The organism is Treponema putidum (genome assembly GCF_024401155.1).
Lineage (GTDB): Bacteria > Spirochaetota > Spirochaetia > Treponematales > Treponemataceae > Treponema_B > Treponema_B putidum.
Window position 1 is genome coordinate 2,085,171 of the sequence record NZ_CP038804.1, and the last position, 18,250, is coordinate 2,103,420.

General features: G+C 39.3%; 17 protein-coding genes, 1 tRNA gene and 2 rRNA genes. 9 read left to right on the top strand and 11 right to left on the bottom strand.

Features of this window, described 5'->3' with window-relative positions:
• Positions 1–28 precede the first annotated feature (28 nt).
• The 3 genes from E4N74_RS09665 to E4N74_RS09675 all read right to left on the bottom strand — a co-directional run bounded on the left by E4N74_RS09665 (position 29) and on the right by E4N74_RS09675 (position 4,953).
• Positions 29–3,012 (bottom strand): 23S ribosomal RNA (locus E4N74_RS09665).
• A 185-nt stretch (positions 3,013–3,197) separates the two neighbouring features.
• Positions 3,198–3,271: transfer RNA gene (locus E4N74_RS09670), tRNA-Ala, on the bottom strand.
• 136 nt (positions 3,272–3,407) lie between these two features.
• Positions 3,408–4,953 (bottom strand): 16S ribosomal RNA (locus E4N74_RS09675).
• Together the 16S and 23S rRNA genes with 1 tRNA gene alongside form the textbook arrangement of a ribosomal RNA operon.
• 551 nt (positions 4,954–5,504) lie before the next feature.
• Between E4N74_RS09675 and gatC the strand changes: the two genes are divergently transcribed.
• From gatC to gatB, 3 genes are read left to right on the top strand one after another with little or no spacing between them, the layout of a single operon-like run.
• A complete protein-coding gene (gene gatC, locus E4N74_RS09680) occupies positions 5,505–5,816 on the top strand; it encodes an Asp-tRNA(Asn)/Glu-tRNA(Gln) amidotransferase subunit GatC (RefSeq protein WP_255817355.1) in 312 nt (103 codons plus the stop codon).
• Between the two features lie 14 nt (positions 5,817–5,830).
• Positions 5,831–7,288 carry an Asp-tRNA(Asn)/Glu-tRNA(Gln) amidotransferase subunit GatA gene (gene gatA, locus E4N74_RS09685; protein WP_255817358.1) on the top strand — a complete coding sequence of 486 codons (1,458 nt, stop codon included), beginning with the start codon at positions 5,831–5,833 and terminating at the stop codon, positions 7,286–7,288.
• Positions 7,281–8,762 carry an Asp-tRNA(Asn)/Glu-tRNA(Gln) amidotransferase subunit GatB gene (gene gatB, locus E4N74_RS09690; RefSeq protein WP_255817360.1) on the top strand — a complete coding sequence of 494 codons (1,482 nt, stop codon included), beginning with the start codon at positions 7,281–7,283 and terminating at the stop codon, positions 8,760–8,762. The genes gatA and gatB overlap by 8 nt, the downstream gene beginning before the upstream one ends.
• A 2-nt stretch (positions 8,763–8,764) precedes the next feature.
• Here the strand turns inward: gatB and E4N74_RS09695 are convergent, their stop codons facing one another.
• The 8 genes from E4N74_RS09695 to E4N74_RS09725 all read right to left on the bottom strand — a co-directional run bounded on the left by E4N74_RS09695 (position 8,765) and on the right by E4N74_RS09725 (position 13,929).
• Complete coding sequence (locus tag E4N74_RS09695) at positions 8,765–9,745, bottom strand: hypothetical protein (RefSeq protein WP_255817362.1); 981 nt, start codon at positions 9,743–9,745, stop codon at positions 8,765–8,767.
• Complete coding sequence (locus E4N74_RS09700; RefSeq protein WP_255817364.1) at positions 9,742–10,428, bottom strand: DUF6966 domain-containing protein; 687 nt, start codon at positions 10,426–10,428, stop codon at positions 9,742–9,744. Before E4N74_RS09700 ends, E4N74_RS09695 begins: the two co-directional genes overlap by 4 nt.
• A 33-nt stretch (positions 10,429–10,461) precedes the next feature.
• Positions 10,462–11,112, bottom strand: coding sequence for a DUF4304 domain-containing protein (locus E4N74_RS09705; RefSeq protein ID WP_255817367.1), 651 nt, complete (start codon positions 11,110–11,112; stop codon positions 10,462–10,464).
• Positions 11,113–11,167: 55 nt separating this feature from the next.
• Positions 11,168–11,665: a YfbM family protein gene (locus E4N74_RS09710; protein WP_255817375.1), complete on the bottom strand. Its 498-nt coding sequence runs from the start codon at positions 11,663–11,665 to the stop codon at positions 11,168–11,170.
• Positions 11,666–11,895: 230 nt separating this feature from the next.
• On the bottom strand, positions 11,896–12,498 hold the full coding sequence (locus E4N74_RS09715; RefSeq protein WP_255817377.1) for a hypothetical protein: 603 nt from the start codon (positions 12,496–12,498) through the stop codon (positions 11,896–11,898).
• On the bottom strand, positions 12,485–12,769 hold the full coding sequence (locus E4N74_RS12925; RefSeq protein ID WP_420832859.1) for an RHS repeat-associated core domain-containing protein: 285 nt from the start codon (positions 12,767–12,769) through the stop codon (positions 12,485–12,487). Before E4N74_RS12925 ends, E4N74_RS09715 begins: the two co-directional genes overlap by 14 nt.
• Positions 12,687–13,286 carry a hypothetical protein gene (locus E4N74_RS09720; RefSeq protein ID WP_255817379.1) on the bottom strand — a complete coding sequence of 200 codons (600 nt, stop codon included), beginning with the start codon at positions 13,284–13,286 and terminating at the stop codon, positions 12,687–12,689. The genes E4N74_RS12925 and E4N74_RS09720 overlap by 83 nt, the downstream gene beginning before the upstream one ends.
• Before the next feature lie 10 nt (positions 13,287–13,296).
• A complete protein-coding gene (locus tag E4N74_RS09725) occupies positions 13,297–13,929 on the bottom strand; it encodes a hypothetical protein (RefSeq protein WP_255817381.1) in 633 nt (210 codons plus the stop codon).
• Between the two features lie 180 nt (positions 13,930–14,109).
• Between E4N74_RS09725 and E4N74_RS09730 the strand changes: the two genes are divergently transcribed.
• Genes E4N74_RS09730 through E4N74_RS09755 form a run of 6 tightly spaced genes read left to right on the top strand, consistent with a single transcriptional unit; the run spans position 14,110 to position 18,168 of the window.
• On the top strand, positions 14,110–14,637 hold the full coding sequence (locus E4N74_RS09730) for a hypothetical protein (RefSeq protein WP_255817383.1): 528 nt from the start codon (positions 14,110–14,112) through the stop codon (positions 14,635–14,637).
• A 53-nt stretch (positions 14,638–14,690) separates the two neighbouring features.
• Complete coding sequence (locus E4N74_RS09735; protein ID WP_255817392.1) at positions 14,691–15,242, top strand: hypothetical protein; 552 nt, start codon at positions 14,691–14,693, stop codon at positions 15,240–15,242.
• A 53-nt stretch (positions 15,243–15,295) separates the two neighbouring features.
• Complete coding sequence (locus tag E4N74_RS09740) at positions 15,296–16,762, top strand: AlbA family DNA-binding domain-containing protein (RefSeq protein ID WP_255817399.1); 1,467 nt, start codon at positions 15,296–15,298, stop codon at positions 16,760–16,762.
• Positions 16,756–16,989 carry a hypothetical protein gene (locus E4N74_RS09745; protein ID WP_044977807.1) on the top strand — a complete coding sequence of 78 codons (234 nt, stop codon included), beginning with the start codon at positions 16,756–16,758 and terminating at the stop codon, positions 16,987–16,989. The genes E4N74_RS09740 and E4N74_RS09745 overlap by 7 nt, the downstream gene beginning before the upstream one ends.
• A 1-nt stretch (position 16,990) precedes the next feature.
• Entirely contained in the window at positions 16,991–17,530 is a 540-nt protein-coding gene (locus E4N74_RS09750; protein WP_255817401.1) for a hypothetical protein, read from the top strand.
• 14 nt (positions 17,531–17,544) lie between these two features.
• Entirely contained in the window at positions 17,545–18,168 is a 624-nt protein-coding gene (locus tag E4N74_RS09755) for a hypothetical protein (protein WP_255817402.1), read from the top strand.
• The last annotated feature ends 82 nt before the right edge of the window (positions 18,169–18,250 follow it).

An 18,250-nucleotide genomic window follows, 5' to 3' on the forward strand; every position in this document is an offset into this window, starting at 1 on the left:
TTTATATATAGAAAAAAGAAACAATAATATGGTCAAGCCTCACGACTTATTAGTATTGGTCGGCTTAACACATTACTGTGCTTAGACCTCCAACCTATCAACCTTGTAGTGTGCAAGGAGTCTTTAGGAGGGTTAAACCCTCAGGGATACGTAGTCTTGAGGCGGGCTTCCCACTTAGATGCCTTCAGCGGTTATCCCTTCCGAACGATAGCTACCCGGCAATTACCCTTGGCAGGATAACCGGTACACCAGAGGTTCGTCCATTTCGGTCCTCTCGTACTAAAAACAGCTCCTCTCACGTATCCAACGCCCATAGCAGATAGGGACCGAACTGTCTCGCGACGTTCTGAACCCAGCTCACGTACCGCTTTAATTGGCGAACAGCCAAACCCTTGGGACCTGCTTCAGCCCCAGGATGCGATGAGCCGACATCGAGGTGCCAAACATTCCCGTCGATGTGAACTCTTGGGGAATATCAGCCTGTTATCCCCGGAGTACCTTTTATCCGTTAAGTGACGGCGCTTCCACTCGCTACCGCCAGATCATTAAGACCTACTTTCGTATCTGCTCGAGCTGTCACTCTCGCAGTTAAGCCTCCTTGTGCCTTTACACTCGCTGCGCCGATTTCCAACCGGCGTGAGGAGACCTTCGCGCACCTCCGTTACTCTTTAGGAGGCGACCGCCCCAGTCAAACCGCCTGCCTATCACTGTCCCCATCCCGGCTTCACGGGAAGAGTTAGAAACCTGATTTATCAAGGGTGGTATTTCACTTGCCGGCTCCACTCAACCTAACGGCCAAGCTTCATAGCCTTCCACCTATTCTACACATGATAAACCAAGTCCCAATAATAAGTTGCGGTGAAGGTTCACGGGGTCTTTCCGTCTAACTATGGGTAACCGGCTTCTTTACCGGTATATAAATTTCACCGAGTCTCGCGTTGAGACAGTGCCCAGAATCGTTACACCATTCGTGCGGGTCGGAACTTACCCGACAAGGAATTTCGCTACCTTAGGACCGTTATAGTTACGGCCGCCGTTTACCGGGGCTTCAATTCAAAGCTTCACATTGCTGTTAACCTCTCCTCTTAACCTTCCGGCACCGGGCAGGTGTCACCACCTATACGTCCCATTGCTGGTTCGCAGATGGCTGTGTTTTTGATAAACAGTCGCCTGGGCCTGCTTTCTGCCGCCTCCTCAACTTTTAAAAAAAGGAGGCCACACTTTTTCCGAAGTTACGTGTGCATTTTGCCGAATTCCTTAACGCGAGTTCTCTCGAGCGCCTTAGATTTCTCATCCCATCTACCTGTGTCGGTTTACGGTACGGTCTTTTATAACCTAACCTTAGACAGTATTTCCCGGCACCTTGATTACGCCCGCTTCGCTCCACCTTAGTTTCACTCGCTGTCGCAGCTTACCTTGGATGACGGATTTGCCTATTCATCCTTTTTAACGGCTCGCTTACTTTGACCGGCATCCGTTAGCCGGCCGGGTTTCACCTCATGCGTCCTGCCATCGAAATTATAAAAGGTATCGGAATATGAACCGATTTCCCATCGACTATGACCTTCGTCCTCGCCTTAGGGGCCGACTTACCCTGGGAAGATTACCTTTACCCAGGAAACCTTAGATTTTCGGCGGGGAGGGATCTCACCTCCCTTTTCGTTACTTATACCTGCATTCTCTCTTCCATTTCCTCCAGCACCTCTCGCGAGTATGCCTTCATCAGTTAATGGAATGCTCCCCTACCGCCTTATGCTTTAATCGCATAAGACCCGTAGCTTCGGTATACTGCTTAGCCCCGTTACATTATCTGCGCATGGACACTCGACCAGTGAGCTGTTACGCACTCTTTAAAGGAATTGCTGCTTCTAAGCCAACCTCCTGGCTGTCTAGGTATCCACACTTCATTTCACACTCAAGCAGTATTTGGGGACCTTAGCTGACGGTCTGGGCTGTTTCCCTTTTGACTTGCGAACCTTAGCGCACGCAGTCTCACTCCCATACGTTGATTATCGGCATTCAGAGTTTAACTGGGTTTGGTAGGCTTTGACGCCCCCTAGTCCAACTAGTGCTTTACCTCCGATAATTTTATATGAGGCTGTCCCTAAAGGCATTTCGGGGAGAACCAGCTATTTCCGGGTTTGATTAGCCTTTCACTCCTAGTCACAAGTCATCCATACCTTTTTTAACAGATTATAGTTCGGTCCTCCACAAGGTTTTACCCTTGCTTCAACCTGCTCATGACTAGATCACTCCGGCTTCGGGTCTACGACATGCAACTAAACTTCAGCTTTCGCTGATACGCCCTATTAAGACTCGGTTTCCCTTAGGCTCCGGAACTTCTATTCCTTAACCTCGCTGCATATCGTAACTCGCAGGCTCATTCTACAAAAGGCACGCTACTACCCCATAAAGGGGCTGTAACATCTTGTTGGTTTACGGTTTCAGGTTCTATTTCACTCCCCTTACTGGGGTTCTTTTCACCTTTCCCTCACGGTACTTGTTCACTATCGGTAGCTTGAGTAGTATTTAGCCTTGGATCGTGGTCGACCCGATTTCCGACAGGATTCCTCGTGCCCCGCCGTACTCAGGTACTGCATCAACAAGTTCGATTTATTTCGCTTACGGGGGTTTCACCCTCTTCGCCAGGCTTTCCCAAAACCTTTCTGCTATAAATCGAATTTATCACTTGTCGGTCCTACGCCGATGCAGCCCTTCAACTCCCTCTATAAGGGTTTAGGCTCCTCCAATTTCGCTCGCCGCTACTTTCGGAATCTCACTTGATTTCTTTTCCTTGAGTTACTTAGATGGTTCAGTTCACTCAGTATCGCTTTACCTCTCTATTTTATTCAAGAGCGTAATGTCAGTATCACTACTAACGGGTTACCCCATTCGGCTATTTCCGTATCACAGGATGTGTGCTCCTACACGGAACTTTTCGCAGCTTACCACGGCCTTCTTCGCCTCTCAGCTCCATAGGCATTCGCCATAAACCTATTTCTTCGCTTGACCATATTATTGTCCCTTCTTTCTTTCACTTTTCGCTTAAAAAAGAAGTTTTGTATTTTTCTTAAGTTTCACGCTGTAATGTACTTACATTCCAGCGCCTTCATTCCCTTCCCTATCTATGTCAAATATCTGTTCGCCTTTTCTTAGCGATTGGGCGAATAAAAACCTTGTCGTTAAACAAGGCTTTATGGAGATAAGGGGATTCGAACCCCTGACCTACGGCTTGCAAAGCCGCCGCTCTAGCCAGCTGAGCTATATCCCCTCAGTTGTTTTATAAAAAAAGAGTTTCAGGAAAGAACGAAAAGGAAGTATCGATTTGTCTTGTGTACTTCAAGACTAATATACATTGTATATTTTTGTAGAAGGTTAAACAACCTTCAAATTACCCTTTCTCTTAGAAAGGAGGTGATCCAGCCGCACCTTCCGGTACGGCTACCTTGTTACGACTTCACCCTCCTTACCAAACGTACCTTCGGCACCGTCCTCCCTTACGGGTTAGACTAGCGACTTCGGGTACCCTCGACTCGGATGGTGTGACGGGCGGTGTGTACAAGGCCCAGGAACGTATTCACCGCACCGTGCTGATGTGCGATTACTAGCGATTCCAACTTCATGAAGTCGAGTTTCAGACTTCAATCCGGACTACGATTGCTTTTTTGCGTTTTGCTTGACCTCGCGGTGTCGCTTCGATTTGTAGCAACCATTGTAGCACGTGTGTAGCCCTGGACGTAAGGGCCATGATGACTTGACGTCATCCCCACCTTCCTCCGATTTGTCATCGGCAGTTCCGCCAGAGTCCTCAGCTTTACCTGTTAGTAACTGGCAGTAGGGGTTGCGCTCGTTGCGGGACTTAACCCAACACCTCACGGCACGAGCTGACGACAGCCATGCAGCACCTGTCAAGAGCCGTATTGCTACGCTGCCATATCTCTATGTCATTGCTCTTGATGTCAAACCCAGGTAAGGTTCCTCGCGTATCATCGAATTAAACCACATGCTCCACCGCTTGTGTGGGCCCCCGTCAATTCCTTTGAGTTTCACCCTTGCGGGCATACTTCCCAGGCGGTACACTTAATGCGTTTGCGTCGGCACCGAAGCTCTTGCCCCGACACCTAGTGTACATAGTTTACTGTGCGGACTACCAGGGTATCTAATCCTGTTTGCTCCCCGCACCTTCGTATATCAGCGTCAATCATCGGCCAGAAACCCGCCTTCGCCACCGGTGTTCTTCCAAATATCTACAGATTCCACCCCTACACTTGGAATTCCGGTTTCCCCTCCGTGATTCAAGTTAAGCAGTACCCAATGCAGTTTACGAGTTGAGCTCGTAGATTTCACACCAGGCTTACCTAACCGCCTACATACCCTTTACGCCCAATAATTCCGAACAACGCTCGCCCCTTACGTGTTACCGCGGCTGCTGGCACGTAATTAGCCGGGGCTTATTCGCATGACTACCGTCATCAGAGAAGCATTCCCTCTTCCCCTTATTCTTCATCTGCAAAAGAATTTTACAACCTTTCGGCCTTCTTCATTCACACGGCGTCGCTCCGTCAGACTTTCGTCCATTGCGGAAGATTCTTAGCTGCTGCCTCCCGTAGGAGTTTGGGCCGTATCTCAGTCCCAATGTGTCCGTTCACCCTCTCAGGCCGGATACCCATCGTTGCCTTGGTGAGCCTTTACCTCACCAACCAGCTAATGGGACGCAGGCCCATCCTAAAGCGGAGCCGTAGCTCCTTTTCCTTATACGGCTTTATCCGTATAAGCACATTCGGTATTATCTAATATTTCTACTAGCTATCCCCATCTTCAGGGCAGGTCACCCACGCGTTACTCACCAGTCCGCCACTCTAGGGGAGAGCAAGCTCTCCCTTACCGTTCGACTTGCATGCTTAAGACGCGCCGCCAGCGTTCGTTCTGAGCCAGGATCAAACTCTCCATCATTATTATTTCAAGCCGCCCTTAAAGAGCGGTTGATTTCTAATTTTAGTTTGTCCCTTACTTATATTGTTAAGGAATTTGGTAAAGGTTAATCAGCTTAACCCTTACCGGTTTTTGATACTTTCCTTACCAAAAGCTTTTCGCTTTGGCTATTTTTGTTCTTTCCCTTCCCTCTTAGTTTCAAATATCATTTGCTAAAAAGCATAAAATGCTATTTAGCGAGCAAAAGTGAGTATACATTATTTCCTCACTTTTTGTCAAGTGCTTTCTAAAAGTTTTTTTTATTTTTTTTAACATTTTTGCAGCTTTTAAACTGCTAAACTTAAGAAGCCTCGTCTTCATTCAAAAAGCAAAACTTTCAAAACTTTTCTGGTGTTTTCTGCACTTTTCAATGCAATCCCGCCCTCTCAGACGGTGAAAGCGAATATATACCTTTCTACAACTTTTGTCAAGTCCTTTTTATAAAATTTATAAGCCTGGATTTATTCAATCCTGAACCATAACTTCCGCCCTACTTAACATCCTTTTATATTTATGATATTATACTTGGCATTATGGAAAAAAATAACAATAAAATATCAAAAGAAGTTTTTTCAACCCTTTTGTACCTTTCTCGCCTTTCGCTAGGTGAAAAAGAAGAAGCCCGCTTATCGGGACAGGTAAATAACTTGGTCGGTTATTTTGAAATCTTGGATAAATTTGCGGACAGCAGTTTGGATTCTTCGATGTATGCAAAACACAGTGAAACAGACTTACGCTCCTCTGAAGTAAAAGAAGGCCTTGCTCAAAGCGACCTTAAAAAGATGACTTCGGAATATATGGATAATTATTTTAGGGTTCCAAAGGTTTTGGGCTCAGGGGCTTAAGGAGATAAAATTTCATGATAATTGATTTGACATTTACACAGCTGCGTGACAAATTAAAAAATAAAGAATTTTCTTCCCTTCAAATTCTTAGAGCGTTTAAGGATGAGTATGAAAAAGATTTAAAGCATCCTCTCCCATTAAACGGATTTATAGAATTTTTTGAAGATGCAGAAGAACATGCAAAAAAGGCAGATGAGCTTATAGCTCAAGGCGTTTCCTTTGATGAAAAGCCTCTTTTGGGGCTGCCCATTGCAGTAAAAGACAATATCTCAATGGCAGGAAAGCTTTGCACATGCTGCAGCCGCTCATTACAAGACTACTATGCTCCATACAATGCAACGGTAATAGACCGCTTATTGGAAGCGGGAGCCGTTTTAATGGGAAGAATAAATATGGACGAACTCGCTATGGGTTCTTCAACCGAATTTTCATGCTACGGGCCATCAAGAAACCCTGTGGATAGAGAAAGAACTCCGGGGGGCAGCTCAGGAGGCTCGGCTGCCGTAGTTGCAGGAAATCAAGCTCCTTTTTCTTTGGGAACAGAAACGGGAGGCTCGGTCCGTCTTCCGGCTTCTTATTGCGGAATTTACGGACTTAAACCGACATACGGTCTTTTTAGCCGATATGGAGTAGCCGCCTTCAGCTCATCATTAGACCAAGTCGGCCTTTTCGGAAAAGAAGCCGCCGACATAGCTCTTGGTGTCGCCGTTATGGCAGGCAAGGATGAAAAGGACGAAACTTCGGAAGAAGCCGACTTTTCTTCATTATTAAAACTATCAGCTTATTCAAAGGAAGAAATTGCCTCATTAAAGTTTGCAGTCCCCAAGGAATTTTTGCATACGGAAGGCTTAGACAGGGAAGTAAAACAAGTCTTTGATGAACTCTGTGCTTGGATTACAAAAAACGGAGCTAAAATAGATGAGGTTTCGGTTCCTGTTTTGGAAGCATCAATTCCGACATATTATACCCTTGCAATCTCGGAAGCAGCAAGCAATCTTTCCCGCATAGACGGAATAAGATTCGGCCTCCGCAAAGATACCGGCAAGGGAAACGATGAGCTTTATATTCAAACAAGAAGCGAAGGCTTCGGCCCCGAAGTTAAAAGACGGATTATAACCGGCAACTATGTTCTTTCAAAAGAATTTTCAGGAGACTGTTACGAAAAAAGTTTGAATGTAAGAGCAAAAATAGCTCAGGGAGTAAATGCGGTTTTACAAAAATACGATTTTATAATCTGCCCTACGGCTCCGGCCCCGGCCTTTAAGCTTAACGAAAAAGTAGACGATCCTATCGCTATGTACCTTTCGGACCTTTTTACAACCTTTGTAAACCTTGCCCGTATTCCGTCCCTTTCGGTTCCGGCAGGAAAAACAAAGGCAGGTCTTCCGGTAGGCATTCAGTTTTGCGGAAAGAAATTTTCTGAAGACCGTATCTTAAAACTTGCAAAGGCCTGGGAGGAAGATCATGCTTAAACACGGCAATTTAGAATATGAAATAATTATAGGCTGCGAAATACACTGCCAGCTTTTAACAAAGACAAAGGCTTTTTGTGCTTGCGAAAACCGTTACGGCGGTATACCCAATACGAGGGTCTGCCCCTGCTGTCTCGGTCTGCCCGGAGCGCTTCCCAGAGTAAGCAAGGAATATGTAGAATTCGGAATTAAGGCAGGGCACGCCCTCGGCTGCAGGATAAATAATTTTTCCAAATTCGACAGAAAGCATTATTTTTATCCCGACCTTGTAAAGGGCTATCAGATAACTCAATTTTACACACCTCTATGCGAAGAAGGTGAAGTCGAGGTAAACCTTGCTTCTCAAAATGAAGAGCCCAAATTCAAAAAGATAAGAATTGAGAGAATCCATTTGGAAGAAGATGTAGGCAAAAGCCTTCACATAGAAGGCTCACACAGTTATATTGACTTTAACCGCTCAGGTGTGCCTCTAATAGAAATTGTTTCAAAGCCGGATATGTCTACGCCCGATGAGGCTGCAAAATATATGCAGACAATCAGAGAGATTTTAAAATTTATCGGCGTTACTGACGGAAATATGGAAGAAGGTGCCCTGCGATGCGATGCAAACGTCAACCTAAAAATCATCGACAAGGGTGTAGAATTTAGAACGCCTATTTCAGAAATAAAAAATATGAACTCCTTTAAGGCTGTAAAGGATGCCTGCACTTATGAGGTTTCCCGTCAATTGGAAGAATACAACAGCAAGGACCGCATTGCTTTTAAGCAGGGCTTTAAACGCACCATGGGATGGGACGAACCTGCCGGTCAGACCGTAATTCAGCGTACAAAAACAATAGCGGAAGATTACCGCTTTATGCCCGAACCGGATTTAAGAGCCTTGGAGTTAAGCAATAAGTTTATCAAAGAGGTAAGTGATTCGGTCGGAGAATTGCCGGAAGCAAAACGGCTCCGTTTTAAAAAAGAATATCACTTGTCGGAATTCGATGTTCAAACCTTGACCTCAGAAAGAGAGCTGGCAGAATGGTTTGAAGAGGCGGCTAAAAAATCTTCTTCTCCTAAAAAATGTGCTAACTGGATATTGGCAGAGGTTCTGGCGGTTTTAAATGAAACAAACTCTTCTCTCTCGGATTTAAAATTCGGGCCTGAGGCTATAGCCGAACTTGTAAATGTTATTGAAGAAGGAAAGATAACAAGCAAGCAGGCCAAAGATGTTTTTGCCGAAATGATGGCTTGCGGTAAAAAGCCTTCTGCCGTAATAACCGAAAAAGGAATGGAACAGGTAAGCGATTCTTCCTTTATCGAAAAAATCGTCGAAGAAGTTTTTGCCGAAAATGCCGAGGCCGTTCACGACTGGAAAAACGGGAAGACCAATGTTGCAGGCTGGCTTATGGGACAGGTTATGAAAAAATCGGGCGGCAAGGCCAACCCAAAACATGCGGCTGACCTTGTGAATAAAAGACTGACAGAGTAAACTTACAGCCACTTTTTCATTATTTCGGTAAAATCGGAAATCATTAAATTGAAATCATAATTCGGTATTTTCTTTTTTTGTTTTTCTGCAACGGTTTTAAGAGCAATTAAAAAATACTCTGACAGTTTTTCTTTTTGCTGACTATGTGTTAATAGGCTGAATTCTTTTTCAAGATGTATAACAACCTCTATCTTGCCCGTATCTGCTTTAAATGACCCGTATTGAAATCGGGGTCGCAAGTAATATCCGTTTTCGGAAATTTCTTCTTTTGTGTATAATTCCTGTAATTCTTTTGCGGCTTCTTGACTTGATAATTTGCGTCCCGATTCATCGATGATATAGTTTGTTTTACAATGAGCATTATCATAATAGCTGAAAGCACATTTCAATAAAATACAATTTACAACTTTGCCGTATTTTTCGGGACGCATCTTTTTATTCAATTCGTCCTGAAGTTTTTCCTTAATACTTTCTATAACCGGTTTGGAATTTTCATAACAGTTGGATATTGTACGCACAATCCAAACAGGATTTTTAGGAATCCAATTGCGTTGACTTTCAATTTTTATGTCTTCTATATTTTCGGTTACGGGGTAATCCCAACACATCGGTTGCTTCTGGTCTTTGCAATCGGGACTGGGATAATAGGAAGTTCTACCCTGCTCCATCGTAAATCCCGTTTTTCTTTTTGACCATATTGCTTCGACAAAACGGAGCTCTCCGAATCTGTTACAAAAAAAGGTGCGGGGATTACCGTTAAAAAACACACCTCTTGACGCTTCCAATGGTTCATGGTTTCCCCAGCCGATTATGGCAAGACATTCGCAAAGACGCACCGCCTTGTTCCACCCCGATACGCTTTTATAATCCGCATATTTTAAAAATTCCGCAAAAAGTTTTTCACGCAGTTTTTCAATATCTTTTTGAGAATGTAAAAAATCTTCCAGTTCCGATAAGTCGTTAATTGCATAAATTTCATTCATATACGTTTTCCGTCTAATTTCCAATATTTAATTCTTGTATCGCCGCCGCATTTTTTGCAGCGAGAATTTTTAGATGCCGAAAAACCGATTCCGCTTTGTTCCGCAAGTTTTATAATCCGCTCTCTTTCTTCAACCAAGTTCGGAATATCCGGTATGAGGCAAGCGGAAATCAATTCTTCCGTTTTGTTTTGTAAAACAGCCTCTTTTACCATTTTAGGTAAAAGAAGTGAAGCCAAATATGAATCCGTTTCTCTTTTGTGTATTTGTGAAAAACCGCAAGACTCACACTGAATGCCGGTTAAGATTTTCCGCGTCCGGCTTTCTGCGAATATTTTTTCAATATTGATTTTTTTTCCTGCTTTCATTATATTTGCAATTCCGTAAGAAAGGCATTTAAGATATTCCATCAACTCATTTGCCCATGGTTCAGCCTCGTCGTTTATAGTATGATTATTTACCTTGCAAATCCAAATATCATTTATGCTGCCCATTCCTCCGTAAGCCCCAAGATGATGCTCAACGCTGCCTGTGCTTAAGTATTCTTCAATATCGGTTTCAATCCATTTTTGCCAAGTACAGGACGTTTCGGTAAACAATTGTTTTAAAGCTTGCAATGCATAAATATAGTATCTATCATTTTCTCTTAGAAAATCCGAAAATTGTTTCACAATACGCTTGTCCATAGTTTACCTCCTACTGTCCCATTTTTCTAAAGATTATTGAATAATTTCTAAACCATGTAAATATGCAAATTTGATTAAACTTGCACCGCAAAAGTCCTCAAAATGTAAATCGATATTTTCTTTTGGAATTCCTTTTAATGAGTTATAAAACGAAATATATTTTTTCTTTAACTTATCTTCTTTGATGACTTTATTAAAATATCTTTCAGCCGGCTCTTTGCCGCCAAAATAGTAGATATAGTAGAGCAAAGCATACCCTTTTAATGAGCCGTTTAAAATTCTTTCGATATTTTTATTTGTATCTTCAAAGTCTGCAAATAAAGGCATAATGTGTTTATGTAATAATCCCGTGATTTTCGTTACGGTATCTTTATAGCTTGCACCGGCCAACTGCCACCAAGCGCCCGCTTTTCTTCCGGCTAAAGAACTAAGTTCTCCGCCGTAAATAATTCCCTCACCGGTTATGCCTGCTTTTTTCATAGCCTTTGAATAAATGTTGATATGCGGGATAAACTCAACATTAGATTCATAGTTGTATCTATTGGCTTGAAAATATATTTCAAAAATAATGTCTTTGTTATTTGCAATTTTTCGTAAAGTCTTTCCTTTACCTAACACTTTAAAGTCAGGGAAATTGCGTGCTATTTCTTGCCATGCTTTTTCGCAAAGTTCTCTTGGTTTCATAACTTCCTCCTAAAAACTCATTTCCAAAATTCTAATATTTCAAAATCTTCACATTTTAATAAATGGAAACCAAAACATTTTGACCTGCTTGGGCTGCTTCGTTATAAAAATCTTTAAGTCCGGCAAATGCACATTTAAGTTCATCTATAATTTCTTTTTTTTCATCTTCATAACCCCAGATATTCGGATACAGTTTATTTTCCTTACATTTTTGTATACTGAAGTTTTCCAAAAGAGAATCAATATCGGTTTCATTTAATTTTTTCACGATTAATGGTATGGTTTCCTTTTTTGTATATCCGATAAAATCTTCGCATTCTTCGAAAGAATTTACTCCGACAATTGCTTCACTGAGCGGGTTACCCTCTATCGGCTCTCCTGCTGAAACACCGGTAAGTACAAAATGTAAAACGTCCCACATTTTATCCATGTCGAATAAAATACAGTCTTCGGCTTCTTGCAGTTCTTCCGTAAAATCCGCAATGTCTTTTTCGGTCATAAGTTTTTTTAAGTCCCTATCACTTATGAGTTGATAGTTTGCAATCATTCCCATATCAAATTCTCCTTAGCTGTTATGTAAATTATCATTCTTGTGAATACTCTTGTCTTTTGTACTCCATTATTAAGATAATGTCAATCGAGACTACACTCCAATCCGAATGGGTCTATTTCTATATTACTATCAAATACATACCCATACAGAGTAGGATTACCACCCGCCAATATTCCGCCAAAGGCGGAAAAAAGAAAACAAAAAAACGCCTCGATTGAAACGCTTGTGAATTATATAATTTCACCCATTTCTAAGAATACAACATTTTCATAATTGTTGTTTTTACAAAACTCTTTTACTCGTTCTGTACACAATAAAAAACAAGAGTTTGTAAGGGTAAAGAAGTCAAAGTCACCGATTACATCAGAACTAAAAAACAATCCTTTTCCTTGCTCCCTTGGAATAATGACATCGCCTCTTAAATCTGCAACTCCTATTATTTCTTCTATCCCCCGTTCACTCCTTATTATCGTACTTTGAGGAAGACAGTCGAAACTTATCGGACTAAAAAAAGCGGTTAAGGGAATAGCTTCCTTGGGTAGCCATTTTAAACGTCTGATGTTTTTTGCGTTTAACTCTTTATCTGTTTTATTGTATCTCAATTCCACACTTTTCAGCTCTTTGAATTTTTCTTTTAACAATTTAAAAATTGAGTTCTTACAGACATTTATCGCATAGCAAAAAACAAAATCTCCAATTTTATCTCCACCGCTACACCAATCGTCCCACCAAACATCCAAAACATCAACTTCTTTAATGTTTTGTTTATTACTTGGTCGAAGAATGGCAAAACTATCTTTTCCCGCATAGCTCGTTATATTATATATTTTCATTTTTTACACTTCTTAGATTATATACTTCTCTTGGAATTGTGTGATGTAAATATGTAGCAGACAATCCAAAAATGTCAACCCAACCATTTACACCAAAGACATAGCTATATAAATTTAATCCTCCTAAAATAGAAATCGGGTCTTGACTTATGTAACAACCTGTCTCTGAATTATACCACCTATATCTATTATAGTAAAGTCCTCGCATTGCCCTTAACAACGCTCGTAAAATCTGAAAATTGCGATACATTTTTAAGAAATAAATCCTCATAGTGAACTTTCGTATTTTTGATGCGTATAAATCCAAAACCTGTATCATCATGAGGATAAGCAATAAATCCTAATTCATCAAACACAAAAAAACAATGTCCGTCAATTCCCTCATCCATCATCATTAATAAAGAGAACATAGATATAATATCATAATCCGTAGTTAGAAATTTTTTGAATCCTGAAGATAAACAATTATCATTATCGTAAATAGAAGCGCTAATTGTTTCTATATATCCAAAATCAATTAAATACTTTTCTATGTATTTTATGTAATTGTTTATGTTGCTGTTATTTAGAGTATATTCTTTTACTTTGAAAATATTAGAAACTATGATTATATTATTTGTATATTTTCTAAAAAAATGCATAAAACACCTGACTATTTTATTTGCACGAAAAATAGTGAAAGGTTTATTTCTTTTGCAATATCCTTTCCAACCTTTACTGTCGGTATAAGAATTCAAATTTACCCATTCTTGAATATCAAAATTTGAGTTATCCATTATCGTGTTCATCTATCTACTTTTATCCCGCCAGTTTTTGATAATACTTCTCCAATTGTTTTATATTCCGTGCTCTTTTTAAAGAATCAGCATCATTTTTATCCGTATAGGTCAGCCATTTATTATATAAGTCATATAAAATTTTCTGTCCGGTTTCGGTTAAATCGAGATTCGTATATAAAAGTTTTACAATTCTGCCTTCTCTGTCTACAGGATTTTCCTTTATCAGCTTTTTTTCATAGGCAAAATTAAGGAATGTAATATTTTCTTCATATAGAGTATAAATAGTTTCGGGATAGCCTCTATAGCTTTGAAATAAAAATCCTATATCAATGACAACTTCTTTTAGAAAATATAATTCATGATAAACATAGTTTATGATTTTTTCAAGGTTCTCCTTATCTTCAAGATTTGTAACTTCAATAAATTGATAATACTTCCAATTAAATAAATTTATCGGTTTAAAACAAGGCAGTATATTTTCCGTTTTTTCAAAAGTCGGTGCATAAAGGACATAAAACTTTTCCCGATACAGCACACCGATTCGTTTCCCTGACACAAGTACAATATACTCTTCAAAAATGGCTTCCAGTGAAAAATTACTTATTCCTTTGCATTGTTTTTCCATATATTGAGCAAATTTTTTAGTGGTCATTTATTCCCTCTCTCCTAATCCGAACATAAGCCATATCCGGTTTTACTTTATCAAATTATACATGATTTTATGGTATTTTTCTATATAGTAAAAATATAAAAACAACTACTCTGATATATAGAAAAAAACGGTTAAAAATGATATAATACAAACAATATTTAATTGGTGAAGGGCTTTTACATGGCAAAAGAAACAAATACTTTAAAAGAATTTTTAGACAGCGAAATCTATTCGGAGCTGATTCGGCTTACGGACCCGGCAAGTATTGAAGAAAAAATCAAGGATATTGAAATTTCCCGATTACATGATAGATTAAAACAACGTCAATTTTTATTGGAAGGTTTTACTTGTAAATTATCTACCGAAAAAGAACTGGCCGAATGGTATTTGCATCTAATCAAAGAAAATAAAAGCGATATTGTTCTTTGGACAAAAGAATTTTGGAAGTACAGTAATGATACGCCGGAGGAATATCCTGACGGCGAATTTGCTCCGGAAGAAGAACTTGATGAAGATGAAAAATCAAAACTTATTTCAGTCGGCAAATATACAAAGTCATGTTTAGCCATGTATATGGCGGAATTCGATATATTAAAAAATCATCCTGCAATTTTAGCAGATTATTATAAAAAGCTGCGTATTCCGGGTGCGGTCAAATATGCAAGAGAAATGAAAAAACTCTTTTCCCGAATATTCGGGGAAGGTTAAGCTTTTTTCAAGATTTGCTAATCCTTGCAAAAAGTTTTTATGGGAGGTATGAAATGGCACGATACGAACTTGGCGCAATTTACGAAATAGATGCAGGCGAAAAATCCTATTATGCCCGCCTTTTAAATTGTGATTTATACGGAGTATTCGCCCCCCTTTCCGGTGAAGTATCAAAAGAAGCATTTGAGGATACACCGTACCGCCTATATATTTCTACCGGCAGCTATGCAGTAAAACGAGGTTTTTGGAAAAAGCTTTTTCCTTCGCCCGATAAAACGGATATTGAACGCTGGAGCCGCCCACTGCATTTAGTTGTATTTACACCTTGGGACATTGAAGGAGCCCTCAACCGCCGAACTTCATTTGACAAATACGGCCATACTGAAATACTTGATGAAAAAACTTATATTCAATGCCTTAAACAGGGCTTTATTTCAATCATTCAACCTATGTACGAAAAAATCCCTCAGTTCCTCAATAATTATTACGATGATTGGCCCGCAAGTGAAATTTACAGCGACGTTCTAATCGGTACCGGCACGGCAGAACATCAACAAAAACAAATGAACAATTTAAAGAGACTGGGATTTGATGTTTCGAAGTAGCACCATAAAAGAGGTATAAAAGGACTAAACTATGATTTAAAAAAGGAGGTAAAATGAATTTAGAAGAAGTAAATAAACTAATTCAAAATGGTGAAAAACTCGATGTGGAGTTTAAAGAATCAAAAGACGCCTTAACTAAAGATATTTATGATTCGGTATGCTCATTTAATAATAGAAATGGCGGACATATATTGTTAGGAGTCACCGATAAAAGAAAAGTAGTCGGTGTTAATCCTGATAAAGTTGACAAAATAATAAAAGAATTTACAACTTCTATCAATAACTCGCAAAAGGTTTATCCGCCTTTGTATTTAGTACCCGTTCCGGTTAAACTAGGCAAGAAAACTATTATTTATATTAGAATTCCCGAAGGTTGCCAAGTATGCAGACACAATGGGAAAATTTGGGATAGATCTTATGAGGGCGATATAAATATCACAGATAATTCAGAGCTTGTATATAAAATGTATGCAAGAAAGCAAAACTCTTATTTTGTTAACAGAGTATATCCAAATCTTGGAATAGATTTTTTAGATACCCTTGTAATTGAAAAAGCCAGAAAAATGGCAATTGCAAGAGATCAAAATCATTCATGGAAATATATGAATGATGGAGAGCTTCTTAGAAGTGCCAATCTAATTTTGACTGATCCTGATACTAACAAAGAAGGCATTACCCTAGCTGCAATTTTACTATTTGGAAAAGACAATTCCATTATGTCAGTTCTCTCTCAGCACAAAACAGACGCAATATTTAGAGTAGAAAATAAAGATAGATATGATGATAGAGATGTTGTTATTACTAATTTGATTGACAGTTATAATAGGTTAATGAGTTTTGGACAAAAGCATTTAAATGATTTATTTATCTTAGATGGAATTGTTAGCGTTAAAGCTAGAGACAGGATATTAAGAGAAATAATTTCTAATACTTTAGCCCATAGAGATTATTCGAGCGGATTTCCTGCTAAAATGATTATTGATGAGGAAAAAATTATAATTGAAAATAGCAATTCAGCACATGGGATAGGAATTTTAGATATACAAAAATTTGAACCCTTTCCCAAGACCCCCTCAATATCCAAAGTATTCAGAGAAATAGGGCTTGCCGACGAGCTTGGTTCCGGAATGCGTAACACCTATAAATATGTTCAGCTTTATTCAGAAGAAAAACCTATTTTTGAAGAAGGAAATATATTTAGAACAATTATTCCACTTAAAAAGATTGCAACACAAAAAGTCGGCAGCGAAAATGTCGCTCAGGGTGTCGCCCGCAATGTCGCTCAGGGTGTCGCCCGCAATGTCGCTCAGGGTGTCGCCCGCGATAAAGGAGAAATTATTGCATTTATAAAAGAAAAAATAAGAAAAGATAAAAAAATAACAAGGCAAGCCATTGCCGATGCCGCCGGTGTAAGTAAAAAAACAATAGAACGATATATAAAAGAAATAGATAATTTAAAATATGTAGGAAGAGGCAGCAATGGACATTGGGAGATAAAAGGAGAGTCAAACTTATGGTAAAAGCATATCCGTTAATATTGGAAAATACCCCCTTTGTAAGTCATTGTATAGTCGGAATATATCCGCTAAAAGATAAAATAGCGGTTGTTCACTGTGCTTTCAATCATGCCGATAAAGAAAAAAATAATGCAGAAAAGTGCATACGGACTTATATCCTGCTCGATGTTTTTTCTAAAGATTTTACCGAGCATAGTAAGAGCCATCTTATATATCATCAGGAGAAATAAAATGCTTACACTGAAAGAATTGATTAAAAATCAAAAAAATTTTAATGAAAGCTTCTTTGCAGAAGTGTCGGATAAACTATGGGAAATCGGAGAAATAGAAGAAATTAAAAATCAAACCGATGATGATTTATTCCTTTTTCATATTGCCGTTAACATCATAGGAAATTGGAAGGGTGACGGTTGGTGGGAATTTATCTGTAATTATCCGCAGCTTATCCGGTATGTTCCCGGCACATTGGCAGCATTAAAATTATCCGATATGAAAACGGCCTTTGAAACCGTGATAAAATGTTTCCCTGAAAATACGGTTTTTGAAGATTCGAGTACCTATGTGGATACGGTCAATTTTCTTCAAAATGTCAGATTCAAAATAAGCGATACATATTTAAATTCTATTCCTGCAGATAAGAGAAAAGAAATGTCCGAGGTTTTGCATAAAAGCATTGATGACCTTGAATCCTTGACGGATAAACGCTGGACTTATAATGCAAAAGATGACGGTTGGTCGGATGTAATTGATTTTATCGGAGAAAAGAAATAACGGCGGAGATGATAATGCACTATATCGGAGAATTAACAACAGACGGTTACGGAATGGCTATTATACCTATTGATTTGCTTACGGGATATCTTGCTTCAAAAAAATGCAGGGCAAAGAAGCTTTTAAGCTATCTGCAAAAGAACTTCGATCTTTTTCTGGAGCTTGTGGAAAAAGGCAAGCTTGTCCCATTTTATCGTATCAATTTTTTTGAGTATCATATATTCGCCTCTATAAATGAAGAGGCTGTCATACCTAAAGGATTTAAAGAAGTATGCAGGTTTGAAAAATTTTATCTTGAAGTGGGCGATTTAAATAAGATATGTTTTTCCTGCTTCGATGATTTGGACTATGATTTTGAAAACATTAAAAAAAATATTACAGAGCACACGGAATATATTAAAACCGGTCCGAAAGAAATTATGGAACCGTATAATTACCGTTTAGGTTTTGATATACCCAAAGGAAAATATGAATTCGACCTTATAGGCTTGGAAAAAATCGAGAAAACTGAAAGAGAAAGCAAAAATTATGGTTATGCTTTTGTGTTCAAAAAGAATGAAAATGCCGTAAATAATAATTTGACAAAATGTGATAATGAAGACGATACTTATAAATTTAATGTGCCGAGGGAGATGTAAAAGGAATCAAATCACTCAAATTACTTAAAACAGCCACCTCTGTTACTTGAATGGAATGTAAAATAACTGCCAAAACGCCGAA

Coding starts and splice junctions, on each gene's coding strand:
- gatC (WP_255817355.1), top strand. CDS start 5,505: ATGGAAAAAAATAACAATAAAATATCAAAAGAAGTTTTTTCAACCCTT.
- gatA (WP_255817358.1), top strand. CDS start 5,831: ATGATAATTGATTTGACATTTACACAGCTGCGTGACAAATTAAAAAAT.
- gatB (WP_255817360.1), top strand. CDS start 7,281: ATGCTTAAACACGGCAATTTAGAATATGAAATAATTATAGGCTGCGAA.
- E4N74_RS09695 (WP_255817362.1), bottom strand. CDS start 9,745: ATGAATGAAATTTATGCAATTAACGACTTATCGGAACTGGAAGATTTT.
- E4N74_RS09700 (WP_255817364.1), bottom strand. CDS start 10,428: ATGGACAAGCGTATTGTGAAACAATTTTCGGATTTTCTAAGAGAAAAT.
- E4N74_RS09705 (WP_255817367.1), bottom strand. CDS start 11,112: ATGAAACCAAGAGAACTTTGCGAAAAAGCATGGCAAGAAATAGCACGC.
- E4N74_RS09710 (WP_255817375.1), bottom strand. CDS start 11,665: ATGGGAATGATTGCAAACTATCAACTCATAAGTGATAGGGACTTAAAA.
- E4N74_RS09715 (WP_255817377.1), bottom strand. CDS start 12,498: ATGAAAATATATAATATAACGAGCTATGCGGGAAAAGATAGTTTTGCC.
- E4N74_RS12925 (WP_420832859.1), bottom strand. CDS start 12,769: ATGAGGATTTATTTCTTAAAAATGTATCGCAATTTTCAGATTTTACGA.
- E4N74_RS09720 (WP_255817379.1), bottom strand. CDS start 13,286: ATGAACACGATAATGGATAACTCAAATTTTGATATTCAAGAATGGGTA.
- E4N74_RS09725 (WP_255817381.1), bottom strand. CDS start 13,929: ATGACCACTAAAAAATTTGCTCAATATATGGAAAAACAATGCAAAGGA.
- E4N74_RS09730 (WP_255817383.1), top strand. CDS start 14,110: ATGGCAAAAGAAACAAATACTTTAAAAGAATTTTTAGACAGCGAAATC.
- E4N74_RS09735 (WP_255817392.1), top strand. CDS start 14,691: ATGGCACGATACGAACTTGGCGCAATTTACGAAATAGATGCAGGCGAA.
- E4N74_RS09740 (WP_255817399.1), top strand. CDS start 15,296: ATGAATTTAGAAGAAGTAAATAAACTAATTCAAAATGGTGAAAAACTC.
- E4N74_RS09745 (WP_044977807.1), top strand. CDS start 16,756: ATGGTAAAAGCATATCCGTTAATATTGGAAAATACCCCCTTTGTAAGT.
- E4N74_RS09750 (WP_255817401.1), top strand. CDS start 16,991: ATGCTTACACTGAAAGAATTGATTAAAAATCAAAAAAATTTTAATGAA.
- E4N74_RS09755 (WP_255817402.1), top strand. CDS start 17,545: ATGCACTATATCGGAGAATTAACAACAGACGGTTACGGAATGGCTATT.